The following is a 15,452-nucleotide window of genomic DNA, read 5'->3' on the forward strand; positions in this document are numbered from 1 at the left end:
GGAGAGGGAGGAAGAAAAAAGGGCCCCGAAGGGCCCTTGATTACAGCGTGTCGATGAACGACCGCAGCTTGTCGCTGCGGCTCGGGTGCTTGAGCTTGCGCAGCGCCTTCGCCTCGATCTGGCGGATCCGCTCGCGGGTGACGTCGAACTGCTTGCCGACTTCCTCCAGCGTGTGATCCGTGCTCATCTCGATGCCGAAGCGCATGCGCAGCACCTTGGCCTCGCGCGGGGTCAGCGAGTCGAGGATGTCCTTCACCACGTCGCGCAGGCCCGCCTGCATGGCGGCCTCGATCGGCGCGGTGTTGCCGGTGTCCTCGATGAAATCGCCCAGGTGGGAATCGTCGTCGTCCCCGATCGGCGTCTCCATGGAGATCGGCTCCTTGGCGATCTTCATGATCTTGCGGATCTTGTCTTCCGGGATCTCCATCTTGGCCGCCAGGATGCTGGCGTCCGGCTCGAAGCCGAACTCCTGCAGGTGCTGGCGCGAGATGCGGTTCATCTTGTTGATGGTCTCGATCATGTGCACCGGGATGCGGATCGTGCGGGCCTGGTCCGCGATCGAGCGCGTGATCGCCTGGCGGATCCACCACGTGGCATAGGTCGAGAATTTGTAGCCGCGGCGGTACTCGAACTTGTCCACGGCCTTCATCAGGCCGATGTTGCCCTCCTGGATCAGGTCCAGGAACTGCAGGCCGCGGTTCGTGTACTTCTTGGCGATGGAGATCACCAGGCGCAGGTTGGCCTCGATCATCTCCTTCTTCGCCTCGCGCGACGAGGCCTCGCCCTCGTTCATGCGCTTGTTGATCTCCTTCAGCTCCGCGAGCGGCACCACCACGCGCGACTGGATGTCCATCAGCTTCTGCTGCAGCTCCTGGATCGCGGGCACGTTGCGGCCGATCACGGCGCTCCACGGCTTGCCGGCGGCGGCCTGCTTCTCCACCCACTTCAGGTTCAGCAGGTTGGGCGGGAACTCCTTGATGAAGGTTTCCTGCGGCATGCCGCACTTGTCCACGATGATGCGGCGCAGCTCGCGCTCCTTCTTGCGGACGTCGTCCACCTGGGCGCGCACCATGTCGCACAGCTTCTCGATGGTCTTGGCCGTGAAGCGGATGGTCATCAGCTCCTCGGACAGGGCGTGCTGCGCCTTGTGGTACGCGGGCGTGCCCCAGCCTTCCTTGTCGTAGACCTTGTGGACCTTCTCGAACAGGCCGGCGATGCGGTCGAAGCGCTCCAGCGCCTGGTTCTTCAGCTCCTCGAGCTTCTTGGTCAGGGCCTTGGAGCCGCCGGAGCCGTCGTCGTCGTCGTCGGCGTCGAATTCGTCGAAGTCTTCCTCGGCGACGTAGTCGTCGGCCTCGTTGGGGTCGGAGAAGCCGTCCACCACCGTGGAGATGACGATCTTGCCCTCGCGGATCTCGCCGGCCATGCGCAGGATCTCGGCGATGGTCGCGGGCGAGGCGGAGATCGCCTCCATCATGGCCATCAGGCCGCCCTCGATGCGCTTGGCGATCTCGATCTCGCCCTCGCGCGTGAGCAGTTCCACCGTGCCCATCTCGCGCATGTACATGCGCACGGGGTCGGTCGTGCGGCCGAATTCGCTGTCGACCGTGGACAGGGCGGCTTCGGCTTCCTCCTCCGCTTCCTCCTCGGTGGCGGCGGTCGGGCCGGTGTTCGTGAGCAGCAGCGTCTCGGCGTCGGGCGTCTGCTCGTAGACGGCCACGCCCATGTCGTTCAGCATCGAGACGACGACTTCCAGCGTCTCGGCGTCCACCAGCTTCTCGGGCAGGTGGTCGGTGATCTCGGCGTGCGTCAGGTAGCCGCGCGTCTTGCCCAGCTTGATCAGGCTCTTCAGGCGCTGGCGGCGCTTGAGCATTTCCTCTTCGGTCAGGATCGTCTCGTCCAGGCCGAATTCCTTCATCAAGGCGCGTTCCTTCGCCTTGCTGATCTTCATGCGCAGGGGCTTGACCTTCTCGGCCACCACGGCCGCCGGCTCGTCGACGGCCGGCTCGCTGTCCACGAAGTCGGCTTCGACGTCGCCCAGGTCCTCGTCGTCCGCGACGGCGGCCTTCGCTTCCGCCTTCGGCTTGCGACCGCGCTTGGCGCCCGCCTTGGGCGGCGTGTCGACCTCGGCGCTCGCCTTGGGCGGGCGGCCGGGTTTCTTCTTCACCGTTTCATCGGCGGCGGCGGTCTTGGCGGACTTCTTCGTTTCTTCCTTGGCGGAGGCCTTTTCGGCCTTGGCGGGGGACTTCGTGGGCACGGGCTTGGCTACTTTCGTTGCGGACCTGGCGGCAGCCTTGGAGTCGCTCTTGACGACCTTCAACTGGGCCTTGGCGGCGGATGGGGATGTGGATTGGACTGGCTTTCGGTCGGCAGGTTTCGCAGCGGACGACGGCTTCGCGGACTTTTGAACGGGCATACGACCTCGATACAGGACAGCGGAAACAAAAAAGCGCCACGACGACCCGGCGCGGGTGGAGGAAGGCCGACCTGGGCCTCAGGGGCAAGATGGGTGGGCGATCATTTGGTGTGCAGCCCTTGCGGTAGATTGGCCTGGCCCTGCTTGGGGCGCCGCGCGCTTGGCGCGGAAGGCCGGTCCGGAGGTGCTGCTGTCGCTCTTGCCGCCAGCAAACCCTACATTATATGTTCCGAACGGAATTTCAAGTAGGGTTGTCGCGGCTGAGCTGCTGCAGGGCCTGCTGGCGCCGGGTCAGCTCGTACAGGCGCTCCATCCGCCCGGGGTCGGTCTGGGGCAGCCGGGCCACCTCGGCGATCTCCTCGGCGACGGCGTCCAGGTGGATGCCGGTCAGGGCCCGCCGGAGCTCCCGCTCGCCGAATTCCTCCACCTCCAGGGCCCGGCCTTCCGGCTGCATGTTGTCCAGCTCCACCAGCTTGCGGGCCAGCTGCTCGAAGGGCTGGCCCTGGATCCCCAGCTCCAGCACCGCCCAGGGCTCGGCCCCGTGGTCGTGGAAGCGCGTGTCCAGCCACGAGAACAGGTCCCCGTGCGGCGCCGGCAGCTCGCACAGGAGGTGGTGGTCGGCATTCGTCAGGGCCGCCCAGGCCCCCGAATTGCGCAGCAGCACCCGGGCCGCCAGTTCCGCCAGGGCGATGGCCTTGGGCTTGACCGGCTGCCGGTGGCCGGCGCCGTAGGCCCGCTTGCCGTAGGCCGCCTCGCTCCTGGGCTTGCGCTGGCGGCCGCCGCCCTCGGCCGGCGCCACGCCCCACAGCTCCAGCAGCTCGTGCTGGCCGAGCTGGCTGCGCTCGGCGATCTCCGAGAGCAGCTGGCGCTTGAGCGCGCCGTCGGGCATCAGCTTCCACAGCGGCCCGGCGTTGCTGACCATGCGCGAGCGGCCCTCGGCCGTGGCCAGGTCGCAGTCCTGCGCCGAGGCCTCCAGCAGGAAGGTGCTCAGGGGCACGGCCTGGCGCAGGAAGCGGGCGAAGGCCTCCTGGCCGTACTCGCGGATGTAGCTGTCCGGGTCGTGCTCCGGCGGCAGGAACAGGAACTTCACCGTGCGCACGTCGCTGGCATAGGGCAGGGCGCCGTCCAGGGCCTTGCGGGCGGCGCGCCGGCCGGCGGCGTCGCCGTCGAAGCTGAACACCACGCTGTCGGTGAAGCGGAACAGCTTCTGCACGTGGTCGCCGGTGCAGGCCGTCCCCAGGGTGGCCACGGCGTTGGGGAAGCCCAGCTGCGCGAGCGCGACGACGTCCATGTAGCCCTCGGTCACCAGCACGAAGCCGTGCTCGCGCACCGCGTTGCGCGCTTCCCAGAGGCCATAGAGCTCGCGGCCCTTGCTGAAGACGGGCGTCTCGGGCGAGTTCAGGTACTTGGGCGTGCCTTCGCCCAGCACGCGGCCGCCGAAGCCGATGCACTCGCCCTTGACGTTGCGGATCGGGAACATCACGCGGTCGCGGAAGCGGTCGTAGCGCTTGTCCTCCTCCTCGTTGACGATCACCAGGCCGCTTTCGGTGAGCAGCGGGTCGTCGTACTCGGGGAACACGCTCGCGAGCGTGCGCCAGCCTTCCGGCGCGTAGCCTAGGCCAAACTGCTTGGCGATCGCGCCGGAGACGCCGCGGTTCCTGAAGTAGGCGATGGCCCGCGGCGACTCCTTCAGGTGCTTGCGGTAGGCGGCCCCGGCCTTTTCCAGCACGTCGGTCAGCGTCGCCTGCTTCTTGCGCTGCTCCGCCGCCCGGGCGCGGTCGGCCGGCGACACGTCGTCTTCCGGCACCTGCATGCCGTACTGGCCGGCCAGGTCCTTCACCGCCTCCACGAAGTTCATGCCGGCGTAGTCCATCAGGAAGCCGATGGCGTTGCCGTTCTTGCCGCAGCCGAAGCAGTGGTAGAACTGCTTGGAGGGGCTCACGGTGAAGGAGGGCGTCTTCTCGCCGTGGAAGGGGCACAGCCCCAGGTAGTTGGCGCCGCCCTTCTTCAGCTGCACGTGGCGGCCGACGATCTCCACGACGTCGGCGCGCGCGATCAGTTCCTGGATGAAGTTCTGGGGGATGGCCACGTTGGATGCTCTGCCTGGGCCCCCGGATTCTGCACCGGGCCCGAAAGCGGGCTACGCTTCGCCCCGAAGAACGACAGGAGACCCGCGCATGGCCAGCATTTTCGACCAGGACCTGCCCCGCAACGAGGCCAACCACGCGCCGCTGTCGCCGCTTTCCTTCCTGGAGCGCGCCGCCGAGGTCTATCCGCAACGCACGGCGGTGATCCACGGGCCGCTGCGCCGCACCTGGGCCCAGGTGTACGAGCGCTGCCGCCGCCTGGGCAGCGCCCTGCAGCGCGCCGGGCTGGGCAAGGGCGACACGGTGGCCGTCATGCTGCCCAACACGCCGCCCATGGTGGAGGCGCATTTCGGCATCGCCATGGCCGGCGCCGTGCTGAACACGATGAACACGCGGCTGGACCCGGAGGCGGTGGCCTTCATGCTGGAACACGGCGAGGCGAAGGCGGTGATCGTCGATCCGGAGTTCGCCCCCGTCATGGCCAAGGCGATGGCGTTGCGCAGGGAGCAGCGGCCGCTGCTGGTGATCGACGCCGAGGATCCGCTCTACACCGGCCCGGCGCAGCGCATCGGCGGCACGACCTACGAGGACTTCATCGCCCAGGGCGACCCGGACTTCGCCTGGGCGCTGCCGGCGGACGAATGGGACGCGGTCGCGCTGAACTACACCAGCGGCACGACCGGCAACCCCAAGGGCGTCGTCTACCACCACCGTGGCGCGGCGATCAACGCGATCTCGAACATCCTCGAGTGGGACATGCCCAAGCACGCCGTCTACCTGTGGACGCTGCCCATGTTCCACTGCAACGGCTGGTGCTTCCCCTGGACCATCGCGGCCCGGGCCGGCGTCAACGTCTGCCTGCGCAAGGTGGAGGCGCAGGCCATGGCCGACGCGATCCGCGAGTACGGCGTCACGCACTACTGCGGCGCGCCCATCGTGCACGGGCTGCTGGTGAACGCGCCCGACGCGCTGAAGCAGGGACTGCCGCGCGGTGTGAAGGGCATGGTGGCGGGCGCGGCGCCGCCGGCCTCGCTGATCGAGGGCATGGAGAAGCTCGGCTTCGACCTCACGCACGTGTACGGCCTCACCGAGGTCTACGGCCCGGCGACGGTCTGCGCGAAGCACGAGGAATGGGAGCGCCTGGACATCGGCGAGCGCGCCCGGCTGAACGCGCGGCAGGGCGTGCGCTACCACCTGCAGCGCAGCGCCCGCGTGCTGGACCCGCAGACGATGCGGCCGGTGCCCTGCGACGGCGAGACCATGGGCGAGATCATGTTCCGCGGCAACATCACCATGAAGGGCTACCTGAAGAACGCGAAGGCGACGCAGGAGGCCTTCGCGGGCGGCTGGTACCACACGGGCGACCTCGCGGTGCAGTACCCGGACGGCTACATCAAGATCAAGGACCGCAGCAAGGACATCATCATCTCGGGCGGCGAGAACATCTCGTCGATCGAGGTCGAGGACGTGCTGTACCGCCATCCCGCCGTGCTGGCGGCCGCCGTGGTCGCCAGGCCGGACCCGAAGTGGGGCGAGACGCCCTGCGCCTTCGTCGAGCTCAAGCCGGGCGCGCAGCTCACGGCCGAAGAGGTGGTGGCGCACTGCCGCAAGCACCTCGCCGGCTTCAAGGTACCGCGGGCCGTGGTGTTCGGCGAGCTGCCCAAGACCTCCACCGGCAAGATCCAGAAGTTCGAACTGCGCAAGCAGGCGGGCTCGGCGAGCGCGATCGACGTCTGAGCCGCGGGCCACCCCGCGCAACCGTGGCGACGGCATACTCGCGCGCATGCGCGTGCTGAGCCCTGCCATGGCCTACGTCGTGGCCAATCCGTGGACCTTCACGCGGCGCGTGCTCAAGGGCTTCCAGGCCAACCAGGGGCTGCTGCTCGCGGGCGCGGTGGCCTACTACGCGCTGCTGTCGGTGGTGCCGCTGCTGATCCTGGCGGTGATCGCGCTGTCGCACCTGATCGCCCCGCAGGAGCTGCTGAGCACCGTCGGCCGCTACCTGGAGTGGCTGGTGCCGGGGCAGTCGCCGGCGATCGTCTCCGAGTTGAACCGCTTCGTGGAGCATCGCAGCGTGATCGGCTGGGTGCTGCTGGTCACGATGCTGTTCTTCAGCTCGCTGGCGTTCACGGTGCTGGAGAAGGCGATGGCCGTGATCTTCCTGCACCGCTTCACGGTGCGCAGGCGCCACTTCCTGGTCTCGGCCGTGCTGCCCTACTGCTACATCCTGGCGCTCGGCTTCGGGCTGCTGGTGGTGACGCTGGTGTCGGGCAGCATCCAGGCGCTGGGCGACAACAGCATCGCGTTCCTGGGGATCCGCTGGTCGCTGCAGGGCGCCTCGGGCGTGCTGCTGTACCTGCTGGGACTGGGCGGCGAGATCCTGCTGCTGACCTCCGTGTACATGGTGATGCCCGTGGGGCGCCTGTGGTGGCGCCATGCGCTGGTGGGCGGCGTGACGGCGACACTGCTGTGGGAGGTTACGCGCCGGGTGCTGGTCTGGTACTTCAGCACGCTGTCGCAGGTGAACGTGGTGTACGGGTCGCTGACGACCGCGATCGTGGTGCTGTTCAGCCTGGAGATCGCGGCGACGCTGCTGCTGTTCGGGGCGCAGGTGATCTCGGAGTACGAGCGGATCGACCGCCACCCGCCCGCCTAATCACCCATCACCACGCCTTCGCGCCGCGGATCGGCGCCGCCGAACCAGCCCGTGGGCGTGCGCTGGATCGCCTGCAGGCCGCTGGTCATCTCCAGTTCGCGCACTTCGTGGCCGCGCGCCTGCAGCGACTGCACGGTCGTATCGGGGAAGCGGCCCTTTTCCAGCAGCGTGGGCCCGTTGGTGGAGCCGAAGTTCGGCAGGTCGATGGCGCGCTGCGCGTCCAGGCCCCAGTCCAGCACGCCGTAGAGCGTCTTCGCCGTGTAGTGGATGATCAGGGCGCCACCCGGGCTGCCGGCGCTCATCACGAGCCGTCCCGTCGCCTTGTCGAACACCAGCGTCGGCGCCATCGAGGAGCGCGGGCGCTTGCCGGGCTGCACGCGGTTGGCGATCGGGCGGCCCTGCGCGTCGGCGGGCGCGAAGCTGAAGTCGGTGAGCTCGTTGTTCAGCAGGAACCCGCGCACCATCTGGCGCGCGCCGAACTGGTCCTCGATGGTGGTGGTCATCGCCAGCGCGTTGCCGTAGGGATCGACGATGCTGATGTGCGAAGTGCCGTGCTCCACTTGTGCCGGCGAAGGCGCGTAGCGGCTGCTCGCGCGTCCGGGCGTCCCCGGCTGCGCGACCTTCATGCTCCGCGCCCCGATCAGGCGCGCGCGCGATGCGAGATAGCCCGGATCGAGCAGGCTCGTCCAGCTGCCCGCGGGTGGCTGCACGAAATCAGGGTCGCCGACGTATTGGCCGCGGTCGGCGAAGGCGAGGCGCGCCGCTTCCGTGTACAGGTGCAGCCAGTCGGGCGACGGCAGGCCGCCGGCGAGCGGCAGCGAGGCCGCGTTCGTGTGCTCGAGGATGCCGAGGATCTGGCCCACCGCGATCGCGCCGGAACTGGGTGGCGGGAAGCCGCAGACACGCCAGGCGTGGCCGCGCGCTCGGTGGTCGTGGCAGAGCGGCGCGCGCTTCTTCGCCTGGTAAGCGGCCAGGTCGGCCAGCGTCATGCGGCCCGGATTGCTCGGATGCCCCTGCACCTTCGCCACGATCGCCTGCGCGACCTCGCCCTGGTAGAGGGCACGCGCGCCTTCGCGGGCGATGCGGCGCAGGACGGCCGCGTACGCCGGGTTGCGCAGCCGCGTGCCGACGGCGAGCGGCTCGCCGTCGGGGCCGAAGAAGTAGGCGCGGGCCGCCGGGTCCTTCCGCAGGTGCGCGTCCGCCTGGAGCAGCGTGTTCAGGCGCGGACTCACCTGGAAGCCCTCTTCGGCCAGGCGGATCGCGGACTGGAACAGCGCCGCCCAGGGCAGGCGGCCGTGCTCGCGGTGCGCCAGTTCCAGCATCTTCACCGTGCCCGGCACGCCCACCGAACGGCCTCCCACCACGGCTTCGTGGAAGGGCAGGGGCTTGCCGTCGGCGCCGAGGAACAGGCGCTCGTCGGCCGCCATCGGCGCGGTTTCGCGCCCGTCGTAGGCCTCGACGGCGCGGCCGTCGAAGTGCAGCAGGAAGGCGCCGCCACCGATGCCGCTGGACTGCGGCTCCACCAGCCCGAGCACCATCTGCACGGCGATGGCGGCATCGATCGCGGAGCCGCCGGCCTTCAGCACCCGGTAGCCCGCATCGGTGGCCAGCGGATTCGCGGCGGCCACGGCGAAGCGCGTCGTGGCCCATCCCGGCTTGGCCGACAGGCCGGACGCGGCTTCGGGCTGCGGGAGAAGCTCGTAGGCGAAGCGCGGGGCCGGACTGACGCAGCCAGCCAACAAAGTTGCAATTGCAAGCCAGGCAGAAAGGACGCGGTGGATGGCGGACTCCTCGGTTGCGGGAATTTTCGAGCAAACTTGAGGCCAACATGTACAAGAACATCCTGCCCCCGCTCCTGCACGCCGCCTTCCTCTCGCTTCTCCTCGCCGGCCCCGCAGGGGCCCAGGCGGCCGACCATCCCGCAGCCCTCCAGCGTCCCCAGTCGCTCACGCTCTACAACGGCCAGGGCGTGGACCTGAACCTGCGCGAGGTGCCGGGCGCGATCTTCAGTGGCGACTTCAACCGGGAGCGCTCGTACTTCACGGGCGTCGGCTACGAGCGCACGCGCGGCACGCTGGGGGGCAGCCTGGACCTGTTCCGGGGCACATTCTTCGAGAACGTGCAGCACGGCTACGAAGTCGTCGCGCTGCAGCACCGTGGCCTGCAGCACAACGCGGAACTCGCGGGGGGCTACTTCCTGCGCACGCCTTCGCTGGCGCTGGCCGACCTGCGCGTGAACGCGGGCTGGGCCGCCGGCCTGTCGCATGCCTTCGGCACGCCCAGCTACGAGGACGGGCCCGAGGACGACCCCAAGAAGCGCTATCGCACGCAGTTCTACACGGCGTTCGAGGTGGAGTTCGGCCTGGCGCCGCTGCCCGCCTGGGCACTGGCGCTGCGCGTGCACCACCGCTCGGGCATCTACGGCCTGATCGCGCCCCGCCACGTGGGCTCGAACTTCATCGTGGCGGGCCTGCGCTACAAGTTCTAGCGCCCGGTCACTTCGGCGCCATGCGGATGGCCCCGTCGAGGCGGATCACCTCGCCGTTGAGCATGTCGTTCTCGAAGATGTGGCGCGCCAGCTTGGCGTAGTCCTCGGGCGTGCCCAGGCGCGAGGGGAAGGGCACGCTGGCCGCCAGCGCGTCCTGCACTTCCTTGGGCATGCCGAACAGCATGGGCGTGCCGAAGATGCCGGGGGCGATGGTCATGTTGCGGATGCCGCTGCGCGCGAGGTCGCGCGCGATCGGCAGCGTCATGCCCACCACGCCGCCCTTCGATGCGCTGTACGCCGCCTGGCCGATCTGGCCGTCGTAGGCCGCGACCGAGGCGGTCGAGATCATGCAGCCGCGCTCGCCGGTGGACTCCGGCTCGTTCTTCGCCATGGCTTCCGCGGCGAGGCGGATCATGTTGAAGCTGCCCACCAGGTTGACCATGATGGTCTTGGTAAACACGCCCAGGTCGTGCGCGCCGTTGCGGCCCACGGTCTTCTCCGCCGGTGCGATGCCCGCGCAGTTCACCAGGCCCATCAGCTTGCCCAGCGACTGCGCCTTGGCGACCACCGCCTTGGCGTCGGCCTCCTGGCTCACGTCGCACTTGACGAAGGCGCCGCCGATTTCCTTCGCGATCGCCTCGCCCTTGTCGGCCTGCATGTCGGCGATCACCACCTTGCCGCCGCACGCGGCCAGCATGCGCGCCGTGCCTTCGCCGAGGCCCGAGGCGCCGCCGGTGACGATGAACACCTTGCCCTTGATTTCCATCTCTGCTCCTGATTGACGTTGACGTGAACGTCAATTATGCGTTGGCCGCTCAGCGGAACCCGACGCGGTCGAGCATCTGCTGGACCTTCACCGTGTTGGCGCCGACGGCGGCGAGCGGGATCGTCTCGGCCTTGAAGTCGCCGCCGCCCATCGCCACGAGCGCCGGGTTGTCCACCTTCACGCCCTTCGCCGTCGGCCACTCGTTGTTGCCGTTGGCGAAGTGGTTCTGCGCCTCGGGGCTCGCCAGGTACTCCAGGAACTTGATCGCCGCTTCCGGGCGCTTGGTATGGCGCGCCACCGCGCCGCCGGCGATGTTCAGGTGGGTACCCCAGGACTGCTGGTTGGGGAACACGACGCCCACGCGCTCCATCAGCGCCTTGTCCTCCGGCTTGCCGGAGCGCAGCAGGCGGGCGATGTAGTAGGTGTTGCTCACCGCGATCTGGCACTCGCCCGAACCGACGGCCTTGATCTGGTCGGTGTCGCCGCCCTTGGGCGCGCGCGCCATGTTGGCCACGATGCCCTTGAGCCAGGCCTCGGCCTTCTGCTCGCCCAGGTGCTCGGTGACGGCGCCGAACAGCGACAGGTTGTACGGGTGCGAACCGGAGCGCAGGCAGACCTTGCCCTTGTTCTTGGGGTCGCCCAGTTCCTCGTAGGTGTCGACGTCCTCGCGCTTCACCTTGACCTTGTCGTACACGATCACGCGGCCGCGGGTGGAGAAGCCGAACCAGCTGGTGCCTTCGGCGCTCGGGGCGGAGCGGTACTGGGCCGGGATCGCGTCCTCCAGCACCCTGGACTTCACCGGCTTGAACAGGCCCTCGACCTCGCCCTTGTACAGGCGCGCGGCGTCCACCAGCAGGATCACGTCGGCGGGCGAGGCGGCGCCCTCGGCCTTCAGCCGGGCCAGAATACCGGCGTCGTCGGAGTCCACGCGGTGGATGCGGATGCCCGTGGCCTTGGTGAAGTTGTCGTACAGGGCCTCGTCGGTCGCGTAGTGGCGGGCGGAGTAGAGGTTCAGCACCTGCTCCTGCGCGGCCGCGGGGCCGAGGGTGGCGAGGAGCAGCGTGGCGATGCCGGCGGCCTTGGAGATCATCGGGGGTGTCCTTTCGGGAATCCTGTGTTGGGAAGCAGCGGAGCGCATGATAAGTCAAACGCGAATCATTCTTAATCAAATCGACGGGCGCTTGCGCCAGGTCATCGCCGGCGCGGTGGCGGCGCTGCTGCTGGCGGGCTGCGCCGTCGCGCCGAAGGCGCCCGAGACGCCGGCCGCCCCGCCCGAGAGCGTGGCCAGGGTGCCGCCGCGCATCGGCCTGGCCCTGGGCGGCGGGGCCGCGCGCGGCTTCGCCCACGTCGGCGTGATCCAGGTGCTGGAGGAAGCCGGCATCCGCCCGGACCTGGTGGTGGGCACCTCCGCCGGCAGCCTGGTGGCCGCGCTCTACGCGAGCGGCCGCAACGGCGCGCAGCTGCAGCAGGTGGCGATGACGATGGACGAAGCGTCCTTCGCCGACTGGACGCTGCCGATCTTCAACCGCGGCGTGCTGCGCGGCGAGGCGCTGGCGCGCTACGTCAACGCGCAGGTCGGGCACAAGCTGATCGAGGCGATGGCGCTGCCGCTGGGCATCGTCGCGACCGACCTGAATTCGGGGCAGGGCATCCTGTTCCGCCGCGGCGACACCGGCACGGCCGTGCGCGCGTCCAGCGCGGTCCCGGCGGTGTTCGTGCCGGTGAAGATCGGCACCCACGAGTTCGTCGACGGCGGGCTGGTGTCGCCCGTGCCCGTGCGCTATGCGCGCGAGATGGGCGCGGAGCTGGTGATCGCCGTGGACATCTCCAGCGCGCCCGAGGGCAATCCGTCGAGCGACCCGATCCAGGTGCTGCTGCAGACCTTCGCGATCATGGGCAAGAGCATCAACCGCTGGGAGCTCCAGGACGCGGACGTGGTGGTGCGCCCGGCGCTCGCCGGCATGGGCAGCGGCGACTTCGCGGGCAAGCGGCGCGCCATCGAGGCCGGCCGCGCGGCCATGCAGGCGCTGCTGCCCCAGCTGCGCGCGGCCATCGAGGCGAAGTCGCACGCGCCATGAAAAAAGCCTCCAGTCCTTGCCGGACTGGAGGCTGAAGGGATCCCGAAGGACCCGAGGAGACAACCTGGAAGCTCACGCCCTGCGGCGGGAGCGGAATGGGTTCCTGGTGCCAGAGGTGGCGCCAGGGTCCCGGATTTCAAGCCTCAGGCGGCGGCGCGGCGGCTCTTGCCGGCGGCCTTGCCGGCGTTGGCGGCCTGGGCCGCGACGGCGTTGAAGTTGGCTTCGGCCACGTCGGCGGCCTGCTTCACGGCCTTCTGCACCGACTCCAGCGCGTTGTTGCCGGCGGCGACGGCGCTCTTGAACACGGCGACCGCGGTCTCGGATCCGGCCGGGGCGTTCTTGGAAGCGTTGTCGACGACGGCCAGGAACTTCTGCTGCGCTTCGGCAACCTGGGACTCGACGGCCTTGCCGAACTCGGCGCCGGTGGCGGAGCCGATGTCGTACAGGTGGCGGCTGTAGGCCGCGGTCTTCTCGGCCAGCGGCTGGAACAGGGCGGCCTGCAGGGCCAGCAGTTCCTGCGCGTCCTTGACGCTCAGGAAGGATTGGGCGGTGTCGGCGGCCTCGGCCAGGGCGGCGCGGGAGGCGGTGACGTTCAGCTCGACGAGCTTCTCGACGCCTTCGAAGGCCTTGTTCGTCAGGCCGAACAGGGTTTCGACGTTCGCTTTCTGGGCGGCCAGGATTTGCTCAGCGGTCAACATGATGGGTTTCTCCGGGGTGGCGGTGGACGGGGTCTTCGCGCTGCCCTGGACGTTGTTGCAGTGCAGCATGGATCCAAGTATAGGGGTCCCGCGGCGCTTTGCAAGTCTTTTTTGCTGCATTGCACAAAATATTTTCAGCCCGGCCGCCGCGACCCCGCACAATGCCGCCCATGCAGGTCTTCTACACGGACCAGTTCGTCCTGCCCCTGCCGCCCGGCCACCGCTTCCCCATGGGCAAGTACCGGCTGCTGCGGGACCGGATCGGGGCCGAACTGCCCGAGCTCCGGCTGGTCCCGGCCCCGCCCGCCTCGGATGGCGAACTCGCCCTGGTGCACACGCCCGCCTACATCCAGGCGATCGCCGACGGCTCCGTGGACCCGAAGATCCTGCGCGAGATCGGCTTTCCCTGGAGCGAGGCCATGGCGCAGCGGGCCCGCCGCTCCGTGGGCGCGACCATCTCCGCCTGCCGCGCCGCCTTCGAGGAGGGCGTCGCCGCCAACATCGCCGGGGGCACGCACCACTCCTTCCCGGACCATGGGGCCGGCTTCTGCGTCTTCAACGATGCCGCCGTCGCCGCGCGGCTGATGCAGGCCGAGCGGGCGCGCCGCCAGCGGCAGCCGCTGCGGGTGGCGATCGTCGACTGCGACGTCCACCAGGGCAACGGCACGGCGCACATCTTCCGCGACGACCCGACCGTCTTCACGCTCTCGCTGCACGGCCAGAAGAACTTCCCCTTCCGCAAGGAAGAGGGCGACCTCGACGTCGCGCTGCCGGACGGCACCGGCGACGACGCCTACCTGCAGGCGCTGGAGCGCGCGCTCGACGAACTGGCGCACCGCTTCGATCCCGGCCTGGTGATCTACCTGGCCGGCGCCGACCCGCACGAGGGCGACCGCCTCGGGCGTCTCAAGCTCACCTGGGACGGCCTCGAAGCGCGCGACCGGCGCGTGTTCGACTGGGCCTGGCAGCGCGGCCTGCCGCTCGCCTTCGCGATGGCGGGCGGCTACGGCCACCGGCTGGAGGACACGGTGCAGGTGCAGGTCAACACCTTCGCCGTCGCCTTGGCCTATGCGCGCCGCTGGCACAATCGCCCGCGATGAGCGCATCCACCCCCGAGAAGCCGCAGCCCGAAGGCCGCGCCGGCTACAAGGCCTTCCGCACGATCGCGACCCGCTGGATGGACAACGACCCCTACGGTCACGTCAACAACGTCGTCTACTACAGCTGGTTCGACTCGGCCGTCAACGCGCACCTGATCGAGCAGGGCGCGCTGGACATCCACCGCGGCGAGACCATCGGCCTGGTGGTCGAGACGCAGTGCAACTACTTCGCGCCCGTGGAGTTCCCGCAATCCGTGGAGACCGGGATCCGCGTCGCGCGCATCGGCCAGTCCAGCGTGCGCTACGAGGTCGGGATCTTCCTGCAGGGCGGCGAGCTCACCGTGGCCAAGGGCCACTTCGTCCACGTCTATGTCGATCGCGCCTCCCGGCGCCCCGCGCCGCTGCCGGCGCGCCTGAAGTCCGTGCTGGAGGCCCTGCAGTGAAGACCCCGCAAGTCGCGACCGTCGTGGCCGATCCCGCCAGCGTCGATGCCGCAATCGGCAGCCGCTTCTCCTGCCGCGCCTTCCTGCGCGAGCGCGAGGTGCCGCGCGCGCTGGTCGAGGAGATCCTCGAAGTCGCGAGCCGCGCGCCCTCGGGCACCAACACCCAGCCCTGGCGCGTCTACGTGCTGCAGGGCGCGCGGCGCGACGCGCTGGCCGACCAGGTCTGCGCCGCCCACGACGCGCTCTATGCCGACCCGGGGCTCGCCTCGGAGTACCGCGAGGAGTACGAGTACTACCCGACCAGGTGGATCTCGCCCTACATCGACCGCCGGCGCGAGAACGGCTGGGGGCTGTACGGGCTGCTCGGGATCGCCAAGGGCGAGAAGGACAAGATGCATGCGCAGCACCAGCGCAACTTCCGCTTCTTCGACGCGCCGGTGGGCCTCATGTTCACCATCGACCGCATCCTCGGGCGCGGCTCGCTGATGGACTACGGCATGTTCCTGCAGAACGTGATGGTCGCCGCCCGCGCGCGCGGGCTGCACACCTGCCCGCAGGCGGCCTGGAACGGCTTCGCCAAGATCATCCTGCCGGAGATCGGCGCGGGGCCCGACGAGATGCTGGTGTGCGGCATGTCGCTCGGCTACGCCGACCTCGCCGCGCCGGTGAACACCTTCCACACGCCGCGCGAGCCGGCGAGCGCGTTCACGCGCTGGGTCTGAG

General features: G+C 69.3%; 13 protein-coding genes. 7 read left to right on the forward strand and 6 right to left on the reverse strand.

Translation table 11 applies throughout. The features are described from left to right. Nucleotides 1-40 precede the first annotated feature (40 nt). Together rpoD and dnaG are read right to left on the reverse strand one after the other, a co-directional pair. The gene (gene rpoD, locus ACY0MJ_RS14360; protein ID WP_462639163.1) at nucleotides 41-2,413 is read right to left on the reverse strand and encodes an RNA polymerase sigma factor RpoD; all 2,373 of its coding nucleotides are present in this window, start codon (nucleotides 2,411-2,413) and stop codon (nucleotides 41-43) included. Between the two features lie 241 nt (nucleotides 2,414-2,654). Continuing rightward, on the reverse strand, nucleotides 2,655-4,502 hold the full coding sequence (dnaG, locus tag ACY0MJ_RS14365; protein ID WP_462639164.1) for a DNA primase: 1,848 nt from the start codon (nucleotides 4,500-4,502) through the stop codon (nucleotides 2,655-2,657). A gap of 88 nt (nucleotides 4,503-4,590) precedes the next feature. Between dnaG and ACY0MJ_RS14370 the strand changes: the two genes are divergently transcribed. After that, nucleotides 4,591-6,237 (forward strand): acyl-CoA synthetase, encoded by a 1,647-nt coding sequence (locus ACY0MJ_RS14370; RefSeq protein WP_462639165.1) that lies wholly within the window; start codon nucleotides 4,591-4,593, stop codon nucleotides 6,235-6,237. Between the two features lie 67 nt (nucleotides 6,238-6,304). Continuing rightward, nucleotides 6,305-7,156 carry a YihY/virulence factor BrkB family protein gene (locus tag ACY0MJ_RS14375; protein WP_462639312.1) on the forward strand — a complete coding sequence of 284 codons (852 nt, stop codon included), beginning with the start codon at nucleotides 6,305-6,307 and terminating at the stop codon, nucleotides 7,154-7,156. Here ACY0MJ_RS14375 and ggt read toward each other — a convergent pair. Then, entirely contained in the window at nucleotides 7,153-8,937 is a 1,785-nt protein-coding gene (ggt, locus tag ACY0MJ_RS14380; RefSeq protein WP_462639314.1) for a gamma-glutamyltransferase, read from the reverse strand. The two genes, ACY0MJ_RS14375 and ggt, sit on opposite strands and share 4 nt — an antisense overlap. A 47-nt stretch (nucleotides 8,938-8,984) precedes the next feature. Between ggt and ACY0MJ_RS14385 the strand changes: the two genes are divergently transcribed. Continuing rightward, a complete protein-coding gene (locus tag ACY0MJ_RS14385; protein ID WP_462639166.1) occupies nucleotides 8,985-9,644 on the forward strand; it encodes a hypothetical protein in 660 nt (219 codons plus the stop codon). A 7-nt stretch (nucleotides 9,645-9,651) separates the two neighbouring features. Here ACY0MJ_RS14385 and ACY0MJ_RS14390 read toward each other — a convergent pair whose 3' ends face one another. Further along, the gene (locus ACY0MJ_RS14390; protein ID WP_462639167.1) at nucleotides 9,652-10,410 is read right to left on the reverse strand and encodes a 3-hydroxyacyl-CoA dehydrogenase; all 759 of its coding nucleotides are present in this window, start codon (nucleotides 10,408-10,410) and stop codon (nucleotides 9,652-9,654) included. Between the two features lie 49 nt (nucleotides 10,411-10,459). Further along, nucleotides 10,460-11,500, reverse strand: a complete 1,041-nt coding sequence (locus ACY0MJ_RS14395; protein WP_462639168.1) for an extracellular solute-binding protein — start codon at nucleotides 11,498-11,500, stop codon at nucleotides 10,460-10,462. A 91-nt stretch (nucleotides 11,501-11,591) separates the two neighbouring features. On the opposite strand from ACY0MJ_RS14395, the gene ACY0MJ_RS14400 reads away from it, so the two are divergent. Beyond that, complete coding sequence (locus ACY0MJ_RS14400; RefSeq protein ID WP_462639169.1) at nucleotides 11,592-12,488, forward strand: patatin-like phospholipase family protein; 897 nt, start codon at nucleotides 11,592-11,594, stop codon at nucleotides 12,486-12,488. Between the two features lie 143 nt (nucleotides 12,489-12,631). Here the strand turns inward: ACY0MJ_RS14400 and phaP are convergent, their stop codons facing one another. Continuing rightward, nucleotides 12,632-13,189 (reverse strand): TIGR01841 family phasin, encoded by a 558-nt coding sequence (phaP, locus tag ACY0MJ_RS14405; protein WP_462639315.1) that lies wholly within the window; start codon nucleotides 13,187-13,189, stop codon nucleotides 12,632-12,634. 167 nt (nucleotides 13,190-13,356) lie between these two features. Between phaP and ACY0MJ_RS14410 the strand changes: the two genes are divergently transcribed. Genes ACY0MJ_RS14410 through ACY0MJ_RS14420 form a run of 3 tightly spaced genes read left to right on the forward strand, consistent with a single transcriptional unit; the run spans nucleotide 13,357 to nucleotide 15,451 of the window. After that, nucleotides 13,357-14,286, forward strand: a complete 930-nt coding sequence (locus ACY0MJ_RS14410; protein ID WP_462639170.1) for a histone deacetylase family protein — start codon at nucleotides 13,357-13,359, stop codon at nucleotides 14,284-14,286. Beyond that, nucleotides 14,283-14,729, forward strand: a complete 447-nt coding sequence (locus ACY0MJ_RS14415; protein ID WP_462639171.1) for an acyl-CoA thioesterase — start codon at nucleotides 14,283-14,285, stop codon at nucleotides 14,727-14,729. The genes ACY0MJ_RS14410 and ACY0MJ_RS14415 overlap by 4 nt, the downstream gene beginning before the upstream one ends. Further along, complete coding sequence (locus ACY0MJ_RS14420; protein WP_462639172.1) at nucleotides 14,726-15,451, forward strand: nitroreductase; 726 nt, start codon at nucleotides 14,726-14,728, stop codon at nucleotides 15,449-15,451. Before ACY0MJ_RS14415 ends, ACY0MJ_RS14420 begins: the two co-directional genes overlap by 4 nt. The last annotated feature ends 1 nt before the right edge of the window (nucleotide 15,452 follow it).

Source organism: Ramlibacter sp. bp-362, assembly GCF_054956735.1.

What these genes read in the sequence shown, in the direction of transcription:
- rpoD (WP_462639163.1), bottom strand. Translation starts at nt 2,413, where the DNA reads ATGCCCGTTCAAAAGTCCGCGAAGCCGTCGTCCGCTGCGAAACCTGCC.
- ACY0MJ_RS14370 (WP_462639165.1), top strand. Translation starts at nt 4,591, where the DNA reads ATGGCCAGCATTTTCGACCAGGACCTGCCCCGCAACGAGGCCAACCAC.
- ACY0MJ_RS14375 (WP_462639312.1), top strand. Translation starts at nt 6,305, where the DNA reads ATGGCCTACGTCGTGGCCAATCCGTGGACCTTCACGCGGCGCGTGCTC.
- ACY0MJ_RS14385 (WP_462639166.1), top strand. Translation starts at nt 8,985, where the DNA reads ATGTACAAGAACATCCTGCCCCCGCTCCTGCACGCCGCCTTCCTCTCG.
- ACY0MJ_RS14390 (WP_462639167.1), bottom strand. Translation starts at nt 10,410, where the DNA reads ATGGAAATCAAGGGCAAGGTGTTCATCGTCACCGGCGGCGCCTCGGGC.
- ACY0MJ_RS14395 (WP_462639168.1), bottom strand. Translation starts at nt 11,500, where the DNA reads ATGATCTCCAAGGCCGCCGGCATCGCCACGCTGCTCCTCGCCACCCTC.
- ACY0MJ_RS14410 (WP_462639170.1), top strand. Translation starts at nt 13,357, where the DNA reads ATGCAGGTCTTCTACACGGACCAGTTCGTCCTGCCCCTGCCGCCCGGC.
- ACY0MJ_RS14415 (WP_462639171.1), top strand. Translation starts at nt 14,283, where the DNA reads ATGAGCGCATCCACCCCCGAGAAGCCGCAGCCCGAAGGCCGCGCCGGC.